The 14,559-nt window shown below is 70.3% G+C and carries 15 protein-coding genes; all 15 read left to right on the forward strand.

The annotated features are described in order from the left end of the window. The first annotated feature begins 4 nt into the window (after positions 1–4). Positions 5–1,156 carry a thiolase C-terminal domain-containing protein gene (locus tag ACX12L_RS01175; protein WP_103044669.1) on the forward strand — a complete coding sequence of 384 codons (1,152 nt, stop codon included), beginning with the start codon at positions 5–7 and terminating at the stop codon, positions 1,154–1,156. Position 1,157: 1 nt separating this feature from the next. After that, a complete protein-coding gene (locus ACX12L_RS01180; protein ID WP_459260925.1) occupies positions 1,158–1,577 on the forward strand; it encodes a Zn-ribbon domain-containing OB-fold protein in 420 nt (139 codons plus the stop codon). Continuing rightward, positions 1,574–1,981 carry a hypothetical protein gene (locus ACX12L_RS01185; RefSeq protein ID WP_103044667.1) on the forward strand — a complete coding sequence of 136 codons (408 nt, stop codon included), beginning with the start codon at positions 1,574–1,576 and terminating at the stop codon, positions 1,979–1,981. Before ACX12L_RS01180 ends, ACX12L_RS01185 begins: the two co-directional genes overlap by 4 nt. A 16-nt stretch (positions 1,982–1,997) precedes the next feature. Then, a complete protein-coding gene (locus tag ACX12L_RS01190) occupies positions 1,998–2,405 on the forward strand; it encodes a MaoC/PaaZ C-terminal domain-containing protein (protein WP_103044666.1) in 408 nt (135 codons plus the stop codon). Positions 2,406–2,466: 61 nt separating this feature from the next. Further along, a complete protein-coding gene (locus ACX12L_RS01195) occupies positions 2,467–3,456 on the forward strand; it encodes a thiamine pyrophosphate-dependent dehydrogenase E1 component subunit alpha (RefSeq protein WP_459260926.1) in 990 nt (329 codons plus the stop codon). Further along, positions 3,453–4,433 (forward strand): pyruvate dehydrogenase complex E1 component subunit beta, encoded by a 981-nt coding sequence (locus ACX12L_RS01200; RefSeq protein WP_103044664.1) that lies wholly within the window; start codon positions 3,453–3,455, stop codon positions 4,431–4,433. The genes ACX12L_RS01195 and ACX12L_RS01200 overlap by 4 nt, the downstream gene beginning before the upstream one ends. Positions 4,434–4,458: 25 nt before the next feature. Next, on the forward strand, positions 4,459–5,250 hold the full coding sequence (locus ACX12L_RS01205; protein WP_459260927.1) for an enoyl-CoA hydratase/isomerase family protein: 792 nt from the start codon (positions 4,459–4,461) through the stop codon (positions 5,248–5,250). Between the two features lie 3 nt (positions 5,251–5,253). Further along, on the forward strand, positions 5,254–6,426 hold the full coding sequence (locus ACX12L_RS01210; RefSeq protein ID WP_459260928.1) for a dihydrolipoamide acetyltransferase family protein: 1,173 nt from the start codon (positions 5,254–5,256) through the stop codon (positions 6,424–6,426). After that, on the forward strand, positions 6,426–7,829 hold the full coding sequence (lpdA, locus tag ACX12L_RS01215) for a dihydrolipoyl dehydrogenase (RefSeq protein WP_103044661.1): 1,404 nt from the start codon (positions 6,426–6,428) through the stop codon (positions 7,827–7,829). Before ACX12L_RS01210 ends, lpdA begins: the two co-directional genes overlap by 1 nt. 93 nt (positions 7,830–7,922) lie before the next feature. After that, positions 7,923–8,900, forward strand: coding sequence for a tripartite tricarboxylate transporter substrate-binding protein (locus ACX12L_RS01220; protein ID WP_103044660.1), 978 nt, complete (start codon positions 7,923–7,925; stop codon positions 8,898–8,900). Positions 8,901–8,963: 63 nt separating this feature from the next. Beyond that, positions 8,964–10,136: an acyl-CoA dehydrogenase family protein gene (locus ACX12L_RS01225; protein WP_103044659.1), complete on the forward strand. Its 1,173-nt coding sequence runs from the start codon at positions 8,964–8,966 to the stop codon at positions 10,134–10,136. A gap of 185 nt (positions 10,137–10,321) precedes the next feature. After that, positions 10,322–11,890: an AMP-binding protein gene (locus ACX12L_RS01230; RefSeq protein ID WP_459260929.1), complete on the forward strand. Its 1,569-nt coding sequence runs from the start codon at positions 10,322–10,324 to the stop codon at positions 11,888–11,890. 2 nt (positions 11,891–11,892) lie between these two features. Beyond that, positions 11,893–12,879, forward strand: a complete 987-nt coding sequence (locus tag ACX12L_RS01235) for a tripartite tricarboxylate transporter substrate-binding protein (RefSeq protein WP_103044657.1) — start codon at positions 11,893–11,895, stop codon at positions 12,877–12,879. A gap of 272 nt (positions 12,880–13,151) precedes the next feature. Then, the gene (locus tag ACX12L_RS01240; protein WP_103044656.1) at positions 13,152–13,817 is read left to right on the forward strand and encodes a 7-cyano-7-deazaguanine/7-aminomethyl-7-deazaguanine transporter; all 666 of its coding nucleotides are present in this window, start codon (positions 13,152–13,154) and stop codon (positions 13,815–13,817) included. Then, on the forward strand, positions 13,814–14,521 hold the full coding sequence (gene queC, locus ACX12L_RS01245) for a 7-cyano-7-deazaguanine synthase QueC (protein WP_459260930.1): 708 nt from the start codon (positions 13,814–13,816) through the stop codon (positions 14,519–14,521). The genes ACX12L_RS01240 and queC overlap by 4 nt, the downstream gene beginning before the upstream one ends. The last annotated feature ends 38 nt before the right edge of the window (positions 14,522–14,559 follow it).

Consider the following 14,559-nt stretch of genomic DNA (forward strand, 5'->3'; position numbering starts at 1 on the left):
AGCCATGACGATGGATGCATTCATCACGGGGGCCTGCGACACGGCCGTCGGCGAGCTGCCGGGCAGCAGCTGCATGGGGCTGCACGCCGAGGCGGCGATGGGCGCGGTGGCCGATGCGGGCCTCCAGCTCTCCGACATCGATGGCGTGCTGTGCGCGTACTCCTTCACCGAGCCGCACCTGATGCTGGCCTCGGTGTTCTGCGAATACCTGGGCATACACCCCGGCACCTGCCTGGCCATCCAGGCCGGCGGCGCCAGCGCCTGCATCATGGTGATGCAGGCGGCGGCGCTGGTCGCCAGCGGCCAGTGCCGCCACGTGCTGGTGGTGGCGGGCGACAACCGGCTCACCGGCATGTCGCGCGACGGTGCCGTGGCGGCCTTGTCCGAAGTGGGCCACCCGCAGTTCGAGCGCCCGTTCGGCATCAGCGTGCCGGCCTCCTATGCGCTGGTGGCCAGGCACTACATGCACCAATATGGCGTGACGTCCGAACAGCTGGCGGCGATTGCCGTCGAGCACCGCCGCCATGCGGGCCGGCATCCCAAGGCCCACAAGCGCGAGCCCATCACGGTGGAGCAGGTGCTGAACTCCCGCATGATCGCCGACCCGCTGCACATGCTGGACTGCTGCCTGATCTCCGATGGCGGCGCGGCGCTCGTCGTCAGCAGCCGCGCCGCGGCCCGCGACACGCGTGGCAAGGCGGTCGAGATCCTGGGCGCCGGACAGGGCCACACGCATGAGCACATCGTGGCCGCCCCCAGCCTGGTGGACTTTGGCTGCAAGGCTTCGTCCGCCACGGCCTTCGCCCGCGCCGGCGTGACGGCCGGCGACATCGACGTGGCGCAGATCTACGACTCCTTCACCATCACCCTGGCGGTGGAGCTGGAGTCCATAGGCTTCTTCGAGCGCGGCCAGGCCGGCATCGCGGCCGCGGCGGGCGAGCTGGGCCTGGGCGGCAGGCTGCCCTGCAACACCCATGGGGGCCTGATGTCGTATGCGCACTCGGGCGCCGCCGGCGGCATGTTCCATGCGGTGGAGGCCGTGCACCAGCTGCGCGGCAGGGCCGAAGCCCGCCAGGTGCCGCACGCCAGGCTGGCCTTCGTGCATGGCGACGGCGGCATCCTGTCCGCCCACTGTTCCCTGGTGCTGGGAGTTTGACATGACGATGACCAGCTACCCCTTGCCCCGCCCCAATGCGCAGACCCGGGCTTACTGGGACGGCGCGGCCGCCGGCGCCTTGCGCTACCAGTGCTGCGCCGGCTGCGGCCACGTGCAGCGCATTCCCCGCAGCCTCTGCGAACGATGCCAGAGCAGCCGGCTGGACTGGAAGGATTCCCGTTGCACCGGCACGCTCCTGACGTTCACCACCGTGCACCGTGCCCCGCTGCCCGCCTTCAAGGACATGGTGCCCTACGTGATCGCCATCGTGGACATGGATGAGGGCTTTCGCGTCATGGCCAATGCGCTGCCGCATTGCCGCGGCGGCCTGGCGATCGGCGCCCGCGTGCGCATCGGCTTCCAGGACGTGCATGGCATGGCCCTGCCCGTGGTCGAAGCCGTCGTGGAGGCCGCAGCATGAGCGCCGCCCCCATCCTGTTCGAGGACTTCCAGCCCGGCGCCCTGATGGGCGAGCGCGTCGAGGTCTACGACGCGCAGCAGGCCCGGCGCTGGCAGGCCATCTTCGGCCACCAGCCCGGGGACGGCGCCAATGACGCGGCGGAGAGCGCCAGCATGGCCGTGGTCAACATGATGCGCGCCTACCTGCACGCGGTCACGCCGCGCCCGCCAGGCAACGTGCACGCCCGGCAGCAGCTGCGCATGCGCGGCCTGCCGCAGTGCGGCGAGGCCATCCGCGTGACCGTGCATTGCGCGCACAAGGAGATGCGCCGCGAGCGCCGCTACGTTGACCTGCGGGTGCACGGCACGGGCCAGGGGGGGCGCCCCCTGTTCGATGGCGTGATCAGCCTGATCTGGGCGGCATGAACCAGGAGCACCGGCCATGAACACCGCCACCGCACTGCAGACCGCCAGCCTGGCCGTCACCGAAGAGATCGTCTGGTCCTATGCCGAGCTGACAGACGACTTCAACCCCATCCACGTCGACGCGCAATTCGCCGCCACGACCCCGATGGGCCGCCCCATCGCGCACGGCACCCTGTCGCTGTGCCTCGTCTGGCAATGCCTGCAGCGCAATTTCGGCGCCCAGGCCCTGGCCGACCTGGACCTGCAGGTGCGCTTCATCAAACCCGTCCACATCGGCGACGTGGTCACGGCCGGCGGCCAACCCAGCGAGGCCGCGCCGGGCCATTACGACATCTGGGTGCGCGGCCAGGACGGCAGCGACCGCATCGTCGGCACCGTCGCCCTGGGCGCCGGCAGCCCTGCCGCACGAGGAGACATGGCATGAGCCCCCGCCCGGCCGTTCCGAAGGGGGCTCGCACCGCAGTGCGAAGCACGGAGGTTACCCAATGAGTACCAGTAAGCACCGAGGGGTGGCCGCGCCCCAGCGCCTGCAGGCGCTTTATCGAACCATGAGCCTGATCCGCCACGTGGAAATGGCCTTGACGCGCCTGTTCGCCAACGGCGAAGTGCCGGGCTTCATCCACCTGAGCATCGGCCAGGAAGCCGTGGCCGCCGGCGTCGCCAGCGCATTGCGGCCGCAGGATTCGCTCGCCACCACCCACCGGGGGCACGGCCACGTGCTGGCCCGCGGCATGGACGTGAACGGCTTCATGAAGGAAATCATGGGCCGCGAAGGCGGCCTGTGCAAGGGCCGCGGGGGCTCCATGCACGTGGCGGACCTGGGCCTGGGCATCCTGGGTGCCAATGGCATCGTGGGTGCCGGCATCCCGATCGCCCTGGGCAGCGCGCTGGCGCACCAGGCGCGCAAGACCGGCGGCGTGGCCGTGGCTTTCTTCGGCGACGGCGCCATGGCCGAGGGCGTGCTGCACGAGACGCTGAACATGGCTGCGTTGTGGAAATGCCCGCTGCTGCTCGTGTGCGAGAACAACGGCTGGTCCGAGTTCTCCCCCACGGCGCGCCAGTTCGCCGCCCGGCTGGAAAAACTGGCCGCCGCATTCGGCGTCGGCTATGCCGGCGTGGATGGCAACGACGTGCTGGCCGTGGCCGACGCGGCCGAGCAGGCAGGCGCCCGGCTGCGCGCGGGCAACGGTCCCTTCGTGCTCGAGTGCATGACCACCCGCGTGCGTGGCCACTTCGAGGGCGACGCGCAAAAGTACCGCGATGCCGGCGAGCTGGAGGCGGTGCACGCGCACGACCCCCTGGCCGCCGCAGGCGCCCGGCTGCAGGCCATGGGCGTGGACACCGTCGGCATCGACCAGGCGGTCGCCGCGCAGGTCGATGCCGCGGTGGAGGCCGCGCGCGCCGACGCGCTGCCCACGCTGGAGCGCGCCATCCAGGACGTCTACACCCAGACCGTGCAGGAGGTTGCCCAATGACCATCGCCACTGAAATGCGTTATGTGAACGCGGTCGCCCAGGCCCTGCGCGACAGCATGGAGCAGGACCCCTCCGTGGTGGTGATGGGCGAGGACGTGGCCCATGCCGGCGGCGCGTTCAAGGCCACGCGGGGGCTGCTCGACGCCTTTGGCGCCGAGCGCGTCATCGACACGCCGATTTCCGAATCGGCCATCGCCTCGGCGGCCGTGGGCATGGCCCTGACCGGGCTGAAGCCGGTGGTGGAAATCATGTTCATGGACTTCATCACCCTGTCCATGGACGCGCTGGTGAACCAGGCCGCCAAGGCCCGCTACATGTTCGGCGGCCAGGGCTCCGTGCCCATGGTCCTGCGCACGCCCCATGGCGGCGGCCTCTCCGCAGGCCCCCAGCATTCGCAGTGCCTGGAGGCATGGCTGGCCCACGTCCCGGGCCTGAAGGTGGTGTGCCCGGCGACGCCGCAGGACGCCTACAGCCTGCTGCGCGCCGCCATCGCCGACCCCGATCCGGTGATGTTCATCGAGCACAAGGGCATGTACGCAAGCAAGGGGCCGGTGGATACCGCGCAGGGCGCCCGCATCGGCCAGGCACGGATTGCCCGCGCGGGCCGCGACGCGACGCTGGTGACCTATGGCGCCACCGTTTCCACATGCCTGCAGGCTGCCGAGCAACTGGCCAAGGATGGTGTGGAGGTGGAGGTGATCGATCTGCGCAGCATCCAGCCCTGGGACAAGGCCGCCGTTCTGGAATCGCTGTCGCGCACCCACCGCGCCGTGGTGGTGCACGAGGCGGTGCAGTCCTTCGGCGTGGGCGCGGAGATCGTGGCCACCATCGCCGACGAAGGCTTCGACGAGCTGGACGCGCCCGTGCTGCGCGTGGCGGCGCCGTTCATGCCCGCGCCATTCGCCAGCTCGCTGGAAAAAGGCTACGTGGTCACCGCGGAGCGTGTGATCGACGCCGTGCGCAAGACGCTGGCCTGAGAAGAAAGACCGAAGGAGACCCCGAATGTCCGAAGAACTGAACCCTATCCTGTGCGAGCGCCAGGGCGCCGTGGGCGTGCTGACCATCAATCGTCCGAAAACCCTCAATGCCCTGGACACCCCCACGCTGCTGGCGCTGGAAGCCGCGCTCACCGAGCTGGAGCGCGACGACGGCGTGCGCGTGATCCTGATCACCGGCGCCGGCGACAAGGCCTTCGTGGCCGGGGGCGACATCGCCGACCTGAACAGCCGCCAGGGCCTGCGTCACTACGAGGAATTCGCCGAGGTGATCCACCGCGTGTTCCGCCGCTTCGAGGTGTCGGACAAGCCCACCATCGGCGCCATTAACGGCTGGGCCCTGGGCGGGGGCACCGAGCTGCTGCTGACGCTGGACATCCGCCTGGTGGCCGAAGAGGCCAGGCTGGGCCTGCCCGAGATCACCCTGGGCCTGTTCCCGGGCGCCGGCGGCTCGCAGCGCCTCATCCGCCAGGTGCCGCTTTGCCGCGCCAAGGAGCTCATGTTCACCGGCGCCCAGATCACCGCCGCGCAGGCCGTCGAGCTCGGCCTGTGCAACCGCGCCGTGCCGCGCGCGCAACTGATGCAGGAGGCCATGGCCCTGGCCAGCCAGATCGCCCAGAAGTCGCCGCTCACGCTCAAGCTGCTCAAGCGCGCCGTGCGCGACGGCGCCGAGATGCCGCTGGGCGCGGCGCTGGCGCACGAGCAGGCCATGATCGGCCTGGTGCTCGACAGCCGCGACGCCCACGAAGGCTGCAGCGCCTTCCTGGAAAAGCGCCCGGCCCAGTTCACCGGGGCGTGAGCCATGCGCCGCGAACTTCTGGTGCCCAAGCTCGGATTGACCATGTCCGAGGGCGTCCTGGTCGAATGGATGGTCCAGCCCGGCGAAGCCTTCAAGGCGGGCCAGGGGCTGTTCGTCATCGAGTCGGAGAAGGCCGCCAATGAGATCGGCGCCGAAGCCGACGGCGTGCTGCTGGAGGCCACCGCCCAGGCCGGACAGACCCTACCGTGCGGCACGGTGATCGGCTACTGGGACGACGGCCAGGCCGGCGAAGCCGCGCCGGCTGCCGCCGTCCGCGCGCAGCCCGCGGCCGTGCCTGCCGGCGCTGCGGGCGGCGCGCGCATTCCCGTCACCCCGCTGGCCCGCCGCCTGGCGGCCCGGCAGGGCGTGGACCTGGCCGCGGTCGCGGGTTCCGGCCCGCGCGGCCGCATCCGCGCCAGGGACGTGCTCGCCAAGGCGCAGGCCGGGCCGGAGCCCGCGCCGGCTGCGGTGGCGCCGGCGAGTGCCGCGCAGGGCACGCTGCGCGCGCCGACCCCGCTGGAACAGACCGTGGCGCAGCGCCTGACGGCGGCCAAGCAGCAGGTGCCGCACTTCTACCTGTCGGTGGAGGCCGAGATGAGCGCCGTGCTGGCCTTGCGCGCCCAGATCAATGCCGCGCAGTCGCACCGCAGGCTGACCCTGAACCACTTCGTGCTGGCCGCCGTGGGCCAGGCGCTGCAGGCCATGCCGGAAGTCAACCGTGTGTGGACGGACGAGGGCATCCTGAGCCTGGCGCATTCCGACGTGGGCATGGCCGTGGACACCGGCAAGGGCCTGCTGGTGCCCGTGCTGCGCGACGTGGGCCGGCAGTCGCTGGGCGGCATCGCGCAGCAGGCGGGCGAGCTGATCGCCCGCGCCCAGGCCGGCCGCCTGAGCGCCGCCGAGATGCAGGGCGGGGCGATCACCGTCTCCAACGCCGGCATGCACGACGTGACCTACATGGCCTCCATCATCAACCCGGGCCAGTCGATGATCCTGGGCGTGGGCAGCATCCGCGAGGTGTTCCGCCCCGGCGCGAACGGCCAGCCCGAGATCCGCCGCGAGATGGGCATGGTGCTGTCCGCCGACCACCGCGTGCTCGACGGCGTCACCGGCCTGAGGTTCCTCAAGCAGGTGGTGCAGGCCCTGTCGCAACCCATGGGACTGCTGGTGACGTGATGGCTGCGCAGACACAGGACTTCGACGTTGTCGTCATCGGCGGCGGCCCCGGCGGCTACGTGGCCGCGCTGCGTGCCGCGCAATTGGGCCTGCGCACCGCGCTGGTGGAGCGCGAGAGCCTGGGCGGCATCTGCCTGAACTGGGGCTGCATTCCCACCAAGGCGCTGCTGCATGCGGCCGACACCCTGCGCCGGATCCGCCACGCCGGGGCCCTGGGCATCACCGTGTCCGCGCCCGAGGTGGACTTCGGCAAGCTGGTGGCGCGCTCGCGCCAGGTCTCGCAGCGGCTCAACCGTGGCGTGGCCCACCTGCTCGGGAAAGCCGGCGTCGGCGTGTTCATGGGCACGGCCAGCATCCCGGCCGCGGGGCAGGTGCGGGTCGCCGGCGCCCAGGGCCGGCCGCAGCTGCTGCGGGCGGCCCGCACCATCGTCGCCACCGGCGCGCGGGCGCGCGAGCTGCCCATGCTGCCGTTCGACGGCGACCGCGTGTGGAGCTACCGCGACGCGCTGTCCGCGCGGTCGCTGCCCCGCTCGCTGGCGGTGGTGGGGGCCGGGGCCATCGGCATGGAGTTCGCCAGCTTCTATGCCGCGCTGGGCACCGAGGTGACCGTGGTCGAGGCCGCGCCGCGCGTGCTGCCGGCCAGCGACGAGGAGGTGAGCGCCTTTGTGCAGCAGGCCATGGCCAGGGACGGTGTGCGCTTCCTGGTCGGCGCCCGTTTGCAGCAGGGGCAGGTGCGGGCGGACGGCGTGCACCTGACGGTGGAGCAGGGCGGGGCGGCGCAGCAGCTGCAGGCCGAGCGCGTGCTGGTGGCGGTGGGCCTGGCCGGCAATGTCGATGGCCTGGGGCTGGAGCGGACACGCGTCGCCGTGGAGCAAGGCCTGATCCGGGTTGCAGACTGGGGCGCGACGGCCGAGCCCGGCATCCATGCCATCGGCGACGTCACCGGCGCCCCCATGCTGGCGCACAAGGCGAGCCATGAGGCCATCGCCTGCGTGGAGCACATCGCCGGCCTGCGCCAGGGGGCGCAGCACCGCGCACCCATCCCGGCCTGCGTGTACGGCCATCCGCAAAGCGCCGGCGTGGGCCTGACCGAGGCGCAGGCGCGCCAGCGCGGCGGGGAGGTGCGCGTGGGCAGGTTCCCGCTGGAGGGCAACGGCAAGGCCATCGCCATCGACGAGGCCGCCGGCTTCGTCAAGACCGTGTTCGATGCCGCCACCGGAGAACTGCTGGGCGCCCACCTTGTGGGCCCGGAGGCGACCGAGCTGGTGCACGGCTACACGCTGGCGGCGACGCTGGAAACCACGGAAGCCGAACTGATGGAGACCGTGTTCCCGCATCCCACCTTGAGCGAGGCCATGCACGAAGCCGTGCTGGCGGCCTATGGAAGGGCCTTGCACATCTGAGTCTGAGCAGGGACGGAGTTTTTTTCAGGGAAAGCGCACGACTAGAGGTGCCATCGCACCCGGTGCCGCATCACATCGAAGCAGGAGACAAGCATGAGCACTTTTTTCAGCAAGAGCATGGGCGTGGTGGCCGCCGCCGTCGCGCTGTGGGCCGCACCGGCGCACGCCCAGGACATTCCCGCGTCCAAGCAGATGCGCATCATCGTGCCGTACTCGGCCGGCGGCACGTCCGACATCCTGGGGCGCAAGCTGGCCCAGCAGCTCGGTGAACGCCTGGGGCGCCAGGTGATCGTGGACAACAAGGCCGGCGCCGGCGGCGCCATCGGCACCGAGGCCACGGTGCGCGCGGATGCCGACGGCAGCACCCTGTTGCTGCACAGCGGCGCCATCGCCACCGAACCGGCCATCAAGGCCAGGCTGCCCTACGACGTCACGCGCGACCTGGCGGCCGTGACCACCGTGGTGCGCGGCCCGTTCGCGCTGCTGGTGAGCAACGACCTGCCCGTGAAGAACGTGGGCGAGCTGGTGGCCTATGCCAAGGCCAACCCCGGCAAGGTGAACTTCGGGACGCCGGGCATGGGGACGTCGGTCCATTTCGCCTCCGAGTACTTCAAGGCGGCCGCCAAGGCGCCGCTCACCCATGTGCCCTACAAGGGCGCGAGCGCCGCGCTGACGGCCCTGATGGGCAACGAGGTGCAGATGGTCATCGACCCGCTGTCCACCGCCAGGAAGTATGCCGAGGCCGGAAAGATGAAGGCCCTGGCCCTGACCACGGCCCGGCGCTCCGACCTGTGGCCCGGCATGCCGACCGTGGCCGAGGCGGGGGTGCCGGGCTTCGACGCCGCCGTCTGGTACGGCCTGTACGTGCCGGCCAAGACCCCGGCCGCCACGGTGGAGCGCCTGAACAAAGAGGTGGTCGCCATCCTGGAATCGCCCGAGATGCGCAAGTGGCTGAGCAGCGAGGGGCTGGAGCCCGTCGGCGACACCCCCGCCCAGTCCCAGCAGTTCCTGGTGCAGGACATCGCGCACTGGAAGGCGCTGGCCAAGAGCGCCGGCATCCAGCCCGAGTAAATCCCGCCCGGCGCGATCACCGCGCCAGCGCCCGGGCACCTACCGAAGAGAGAGACAAGCACCATGGACTTCCGACTCAACGACGAACAGCGCATGATGATCGAAACCGCCCGCCAGATCGGCGAGCGCTTCGGCCTGGAATACTGGCGCAGGCACGACGCCGACAAGGCCTTCCCCAAGACGTACTGGAAGGCCGTGTGCGAGGCCGGCCTGGCCGGCGTCGCCCTGCCCGAGGAGCATGGCGGCAGCGGCCTGGGCATGATGGAGATGACGCTGATCGTCGAAGCCCTGTCGGCCACCGGCGGCGGCTCCACCGTGGGCCAGTTGTTCATGATCAACCCGATCTTCGGCGGCGTGTCGATCTCGCGCTTCGGCAACGAGAAAATGAAGCGGGAGCTGCTGCCCAGGATCATCAGCGGCGAGATGAACTTCTGCATGGCGCTGACCGAGCCCGACGCCGGCACCAACACGCTGGAGATCAAGACCTTCGCCAGCGCCGACGGGGACGGCTGGCGCCTGAACGGCCGCAAGATCTGGATCACCGGCGTGGAGTCGGCCGACAAGATGCTCGTGATTGCCCGCACCAAGAAGCTGCAGGACGCCGAGTCCCGCACCGACGGCCTGAGCATGTTCATGATCGACGTGCGGCGCGCAGGCCTGACCCACACCCCCATCGACAAGCTGGGCACCTGCACGCTGGATTCGAGCAGCGTGTTCTTCGACGACGTGCGCGTGGAGCCCGACGAGCTCATCGGCACCTTGCACAAGGGCTGGCGCGAACTGCTCGACGTGCTCAACACCGAGCGCATGGTGACCACGGCGGGCCTGGTCGGAACGGGCGAACTGGCCATCAAGCTGGCCGTGGACTATGCCAACGACCGCAAGGTGTTCGGCGAGCGCCCCATCAGCGCCTACCAGGGCCTGCAGTTTCCGCTGGCGCAGTGCCATGTGGAGGTGCAGTCCGCGCGCCTACTGAACTACAAGGCCGCGACCAACTTCGACATGGGCCTGCCCTACAGCAACGAGGCGAACGCGGCCAAGCTGATCGCCGCCCAGGCCGTGGCCCGCGCCACCGAGCGCGCCATGCAGACCATGGGCGGCATGGGCTATGCCAAGGAGTTCCATGTGGAGCGCCTGTGGCGCGACTGCCGCCTGTTCCGCTTCGCGCCGGTTTCCGAAGAGATGCTGCTGAACTACGTGGCCAACCACGAGCTGAAGATGCCCAGGGGCTACTGACGTGAAACAACCCCCTGTGGCGCTGCGCGCCTTCCCCCTTCTCTCGCATCACTGCGCGATGCGGGAGGGGGGACGCCGCCCGTGCGGCGGGGCGGCCCTTGCACGGCGGCCCTGGCTTGGGGTGCGCCAGTTTCATGCGATGCGGGTAGCGCGCAACGCTATGGATAACTGAGAAGGAAATTCCCATGGTTTCAGTGACTTCCAGCGTCGCCTGGTGGGCGCGCACGCAGCCCGAGCGCCTGGCCCTCGTGTATGGCGGGCAGCGCCTGACGTACGCGCACCTGCAGCAGCGGGTGGCGCATGCCACCGCGATGCTGCAGGCGCAAGGCGTGGCGGCTGGCGACGTGGTCGCCTTGCTGATGAAGAACAGCGCCGCGTTCCTGGAGCTGTCGCTGGCCGTCGCCCATGTGGGGGCCGTGCTGCTGCCCGTGAACTACCGGCTGGGGGCGGAGGAGGTCGGCTACATCGCCAGCCATGCGGGCGTGAAGCTGCTGTTCGTGGACGAAGAGCTGCAGGCGAGCGTGCCGGCCGGCCTGGCCGCGGTGCCGGTGGACGCCGCCGCGCAGGGCGACAGCCGCCTGCTGTACCCGCAGGCCGTGCCGCAGGCGAGCGCGCCCCACGCCGCGACCCCCGGCACGCTGTACCGCCTGATGTACACCAGCGGCACGACCGATCGCCCCAAGGGGGTGATGCATACCTATGGCAACATGGCCTGGAAGTGCCTGGACCACATCACGGCGCTCGGCATCGGCCGCGACGACAGGCTGCTGGTGGTCGGGCCGCTGTACCACGTGGGCGCCTACGACCTGCCGGGTGTGGCCCTGTGGCTGGCCGGCGGCGCGCTGGTGCTGGAGCGCGATTTCGATGCCGAGCGGGCGTTGGCCCTGATCGAGCGCGAGCAGGTCACGGGGGCCTGGATGGCTCCGGTCATGCTCAACCGCTGCCTGTCCAGCCCGGCGCGCTCGGCGCATGCGTTCGACAGCCTGAAGTGGGTCATCGGCGGCGGTGAGCGCACGCCGGAGGAGCGCATCCGCGAGTTCTCCGGCGTTTTCCGCCGGGCCCGCTACATCGACGCCTACGGCCTGACCGAATCGTGCTCGGGCGACACCCTGATGGAGGCCGGGCGCGAGCTCGAAAAGATCGGCTCCACCGGGCGCGCCCTGGCCCATGTCCAGCTGGCCATCATGGACGACGCCGGGCAGCAGCTGCCGCCGGGCAGCGAAGGCGAGATCTGCCTGCGCGGCCCCAAGGTGACGCGTGGCTATTGGCGCGACGAAGCCAAGACCCGGGCGAGCTTTTTTGGCGACTGGTTCCGCACCGGCGACGTCGGGTACCTGGACGCGGAAGGCTTCCTGTATCTCACCGACCGCAAGAAGGACATGATCATCAGCGGCGGCGAGAACATCGCCTCGTCCGAGGTCGAGCGCGTGCTGCACCAGCTGCCGCAGGTGGCCGAGGCCGCCGTGATCGGCGTGCCCGACGCGCGCTGGGGCGAGCGTGTCGCGGCCGTGGTGGTGCTCCGCCCCGGCACAGGCCTGACGCTGGACGAACTGCGCGCGCACTGCGCCGGCCGGCTGGGCGGATTCAAAACGCCTAAGCAGCTGGAGCTGCGCGAGGCGTTGCCGCGCAACCCGTCGGGCAAGGTGCTCAAGCGCGTGCTGCGCGACGAGCTGGCGCGCCAGCCGGGTGCCACGGCCAGTTCTGCGCCCGCAGGCCTGGCGGGCGGAATTTCCAATGAAGACGTGAGGAGATAACCATGGGTCATCGTGCGTTGCGCGGCCGTCGCGCCGGCATTTCTCTTTTCGCGGGCGCGGCCATGGCGGCGCTGCTGTGCGGCGCCGCGTGGGCCGGCGAGTGGCCGGCCAAGCCGGTCAAGGTGCTGGTGCCGTATGCGGCCGGTGGGCCCGTGGATACCGTCACGCGCATGCTGATGGAGATCACCGCCAAGTCGCTGGGCCAGGCGGTTGTCGTCGAGAACAAGCCTGGCGCCAATACCACGGTGTCCACCGCCGCGCTGGCGCGTTCCGCGCCCGACGGCTACACCTTCGGCGTGGTGCCGGCCGCGTACACCACCAACCAGGTGCTGGCCAAGAACCTGCCCTACAAGGCCACCGACCTGGCGGCTGTGAGCCACATGGTGAACATTCCCCTGTTCCTGTTCGCCAGCCCTGCCACGCCGGCGAACAGCGTGGCGGAGTTCGTGGCCTGGGCACGCGGCAAGCAGCCCAGCTACGCCTCCACCGGGCCCGGGTCCACGGGCCATTTGCTGGGGGCCATGTTCTCCCTGTCCGCCGACCTCAAGGCCGTGCATGTCGGCTATACCGGCAGCGCCAAGGCCATGCCCGACCTGATGGCCGGCTTGGTGGACTACTTCTTCGATCCCGCCAGCGGTGGCATGCCCCACGTCAAGGCCGGCAAGCTCAAGGTGCTGGCCGTCAGCCTGCCCCGGCGCTGCGACTGCGCCCCGGACGTGCCGACCATGGCCGAATCCGGCTTCCCGGACATCGTGCAGAGCTCCTGGATCGGCCTGATGGCGCCGGCGGGGACGCCCAGGGAGGTGGTGGAGCGCATGTCCGCCGAGGTCGCCAAGGCGGTGCGCAGCCCGGAGCTGCATGCGCGCCTGCAGGGCATGGGCTTTGGCCCCGTGGGCAGCACGCCCGCGCAATTCCAGGCGCTCATCGAAAGCGACATCTCGGTGTACGGCGCGATTTCGCGCAAGGCCCACATCACGCTCGAAAATTGAGCCTGCGCGGGCGCCGTTCAGAGGCGCATGGCAAACGCGCCTACAATCGCGCCCCGGCAATACCGCCAACATGGGTTCCCTCGCCCCCATCGAGGAACCTCTGCAACACCTGTAGCGCCGCACGCATCTGCGGACTCGGGCGGTCTGCTTCGTTGCAAGTCCTCGCGGTGGCTCCGGCCACCGCTGCGGCCTGCGCCTCGCATCCCATCCCGATCCGCAGCGCGTGCTTTCCGCTCCAGGCATTACAGAGGTTCCATTCAAAAAGGACTGCCATGACATCGCTTCAGGCACCGCCGTCGCGCGTGCCCCTTTACCTCTCCCTGCTGGTGGCGCTTCACATCGCCATCGTCATCGCCAGCAACTACCTGGTGCAGCTGCCCATCACCCTGCTGGGCTTTCACAGCACCTGGGGGGCGTTCAGCTTCCCGTTCATCTTCCTGGCCACCGACCTCACGGTGCGGCTGATCGGCAAGGCGCCGGCGCGCCGCGTCATCACCCGCGCCATGCTGCCGGCGCTGCTGGCGTCGTATGTGGTGGGCGTGCTGTTCCATGAGGGGCGCTTCAACGGCTGGGATGCCCTGGGCGAATTCAACACCTTCGTGTTCCGCATCGCCTTCGCCAGCTTCGCGGCCTACGTGCTCGGGCAGCTGCTGGACATCCAGGTGTTCGACCGCATCCGCCAGCAAAGCCGCGCGTGGTGGCTGGCGCCCGCGGCGGCCTCGGTGTTCGGGCAGGCGCTGGACACGGCGGCGTTCTTCTCCATCGCCTTCTGGCGCAGCCCCAACGCCTTCATGGCCGCGCACTGGGTGGAGATCGCCTGGGTGGACTACGTCATCAAGCTGGCCGTGAGCCTGCTGCTGTTCGTTCCCGCCTACGGCGTGGCGCTGGCGGCCATCGTGCGCGCCATGCGCACGCCGCCCGCGCCTGCGGCCGCATGAGCCGGCGCGCCCTGGTGCTGCTGTCCGGCGGCCAGGATTCGGCCACCTGCCTGGCCTGGGCGCTGGCGCGCTATCCGTACGTGGAGACGCTCGGCTTCGACTACGGCCAGCGCCACCGCGTGGAGCTGGACTGCCGCGCGCGGCTGCGCGAGGGGATGCGGGCCATGCCGTGGCCGGGACAGCTCGGCGACGACCATCTGCTGAACGTCGACGTGCTGGCGCAGCTGGGCGGCAGCGCCATGACCGAGGACGTGGCCATCGCCCTGCAGGCCGACGGCCTGCCCAACACCTTCGTGCCGGGACGCAACCTGCTGTTCTTCACGCTGGCCGCGGCGCTGGCCTACCGGCGCGGGCTGGACGTGCTGGTGGGCGGCATGTCGCAGACCGACTACTCGGGCTATCCCGACTGCCGCGACAACACGCTCAAGGCCCTGCAGGTGGCGCTGAGCCTGGGGATCGACCGGCCGCTGACGCTGGAGACGCCGCTCATGTGGCTCGACAAGGCCGCCACCTGGGCGCTGGCCCACGAACTGGGCGGCAGCGCATTGGTCGAGCTGGTCCGGCGCGATTCCCACACCTGCTACCTGGGCCAGCGCGAGCGCCTGCACCCCTGGGGCTACGGCTGCGGCGCATGCCCGGCGTGCGAATTGCGCGCCAGGGGATGGGAGCAGTGGACGGAAAAAAACCGCCCTGCTTGCGCATAGGGCGGTTATCTTTTTGATAGCTGCAAGCACTTGACTGG

The sequence above is a fragment of the Alicycliphilus sp. T452 genome (assembly GCF_054512775.1).

Bases quoted from the DNA above. Each gene is read 5' to 3' on its own strand.
- ACX12L_RS01235 (WP_103044657.1), top strand. From the start codon at position 11,893: ATGGGTCATCGTGCGTTGCGCGGCCGTCGCGCCGGCATTTCTCTTTTC.
- ACX12L_RS01210 (WP_459260928.1), top strand. From the start codon at position 5,254: ATGCGCCGCGAACTTCTGGTGCCCAAGCTCGGATTGACCATGTCCGAG.
- ACX12L_RS01180 (WP_459260925.1), top strand. From the start codon at position 1,158: ATGACGATGACCAGCTACCCCTTGCCCCGCCCCAATGCGCAGACCCGG.
- ACX12L_RS01205 (WP_459260927.1), top strand. From the start codon at position 4,459: ATGTCCGAAGAACTGAACCCTATCCTGTGCGAGCGCCAGGGCGCCGTG.
- ACX12L_RS01225 (WP_103044659.1), top strand. From the start codon at position 8,964: ATGGACTTCCGACTCAACGACGAACAGCGCATGATGATCGAAACCGCC.
- ACX12L_RS01220 (WP_103044660.1), top strand. From the start codon at position 7,923: ATGAGCACTTTTTTCAGCAAGAGCATGGGCGTGGTGGCCGCCGCCGTC.
- lpdA (WP_103044661.1), top strand. From the start codon at position 6,426: ATGGCTGCGCAGACACAGGACTTCGACGTTGTCGTCATCGGCGGCGGC.
- ACX12L_RS01200 (WP_103044664.1), top strand. From the start codon at position 3,453: ATGACCATCGCCACTGAAATGCGTTATGTGAACGCGGTCGCCCAGGCC.
- ACX12L_RS01240 (WP_103044656.1), top strand. From the start codon at position 13,152: ATGACATCGCTTCAGGCACCGCCGTCGCGCGTGCCCCTTTACCTCTCC.
- queC (WP_459260930.1), top strand. From the start codon at position 13,814: ATGAGCCGGCGCGCCCTGGTGCTGCTGTCCGGCGGCCAGGATTCGGCC.
- ACX12L_RS01175 (WP_103044669.1), top strand. From the start codon at position 5: ATGACGATGGATGCATTCATCACGGGGGCCTGCGACACGGCCGTCGGC.
- ACX12L_RS01195 (WP_459260926.1), top strand. From the start codon at position 2,467: ATGAGTACCAGTAAGCACCGAGGGGTGGCCGCGCCCCAGCGCCTGCAG.
- ACX12L_RS01230 (WP_459260929.1), top strand. From the start codon at position 10,322: ATGGTTTCAGTGACTTCCAGCGTCGCCTGGTGGGCGCGCACGCAGCCC.
- ACX12L_RS01190 (WP_103044666.1), top strand. From the start codon at position 1,998: ATGAACACCGCCACCGCACTGCAGACCGCCAGCCTGGCCGTCACCGAA.
- ACX12L_RS01185 (WP_103044667.1), top strand. From the start codon at position 1,574: ATGAGCGCCGCCCCCATCCTGTTCGAGGACTTCCAGCCCGGCGCCCTG.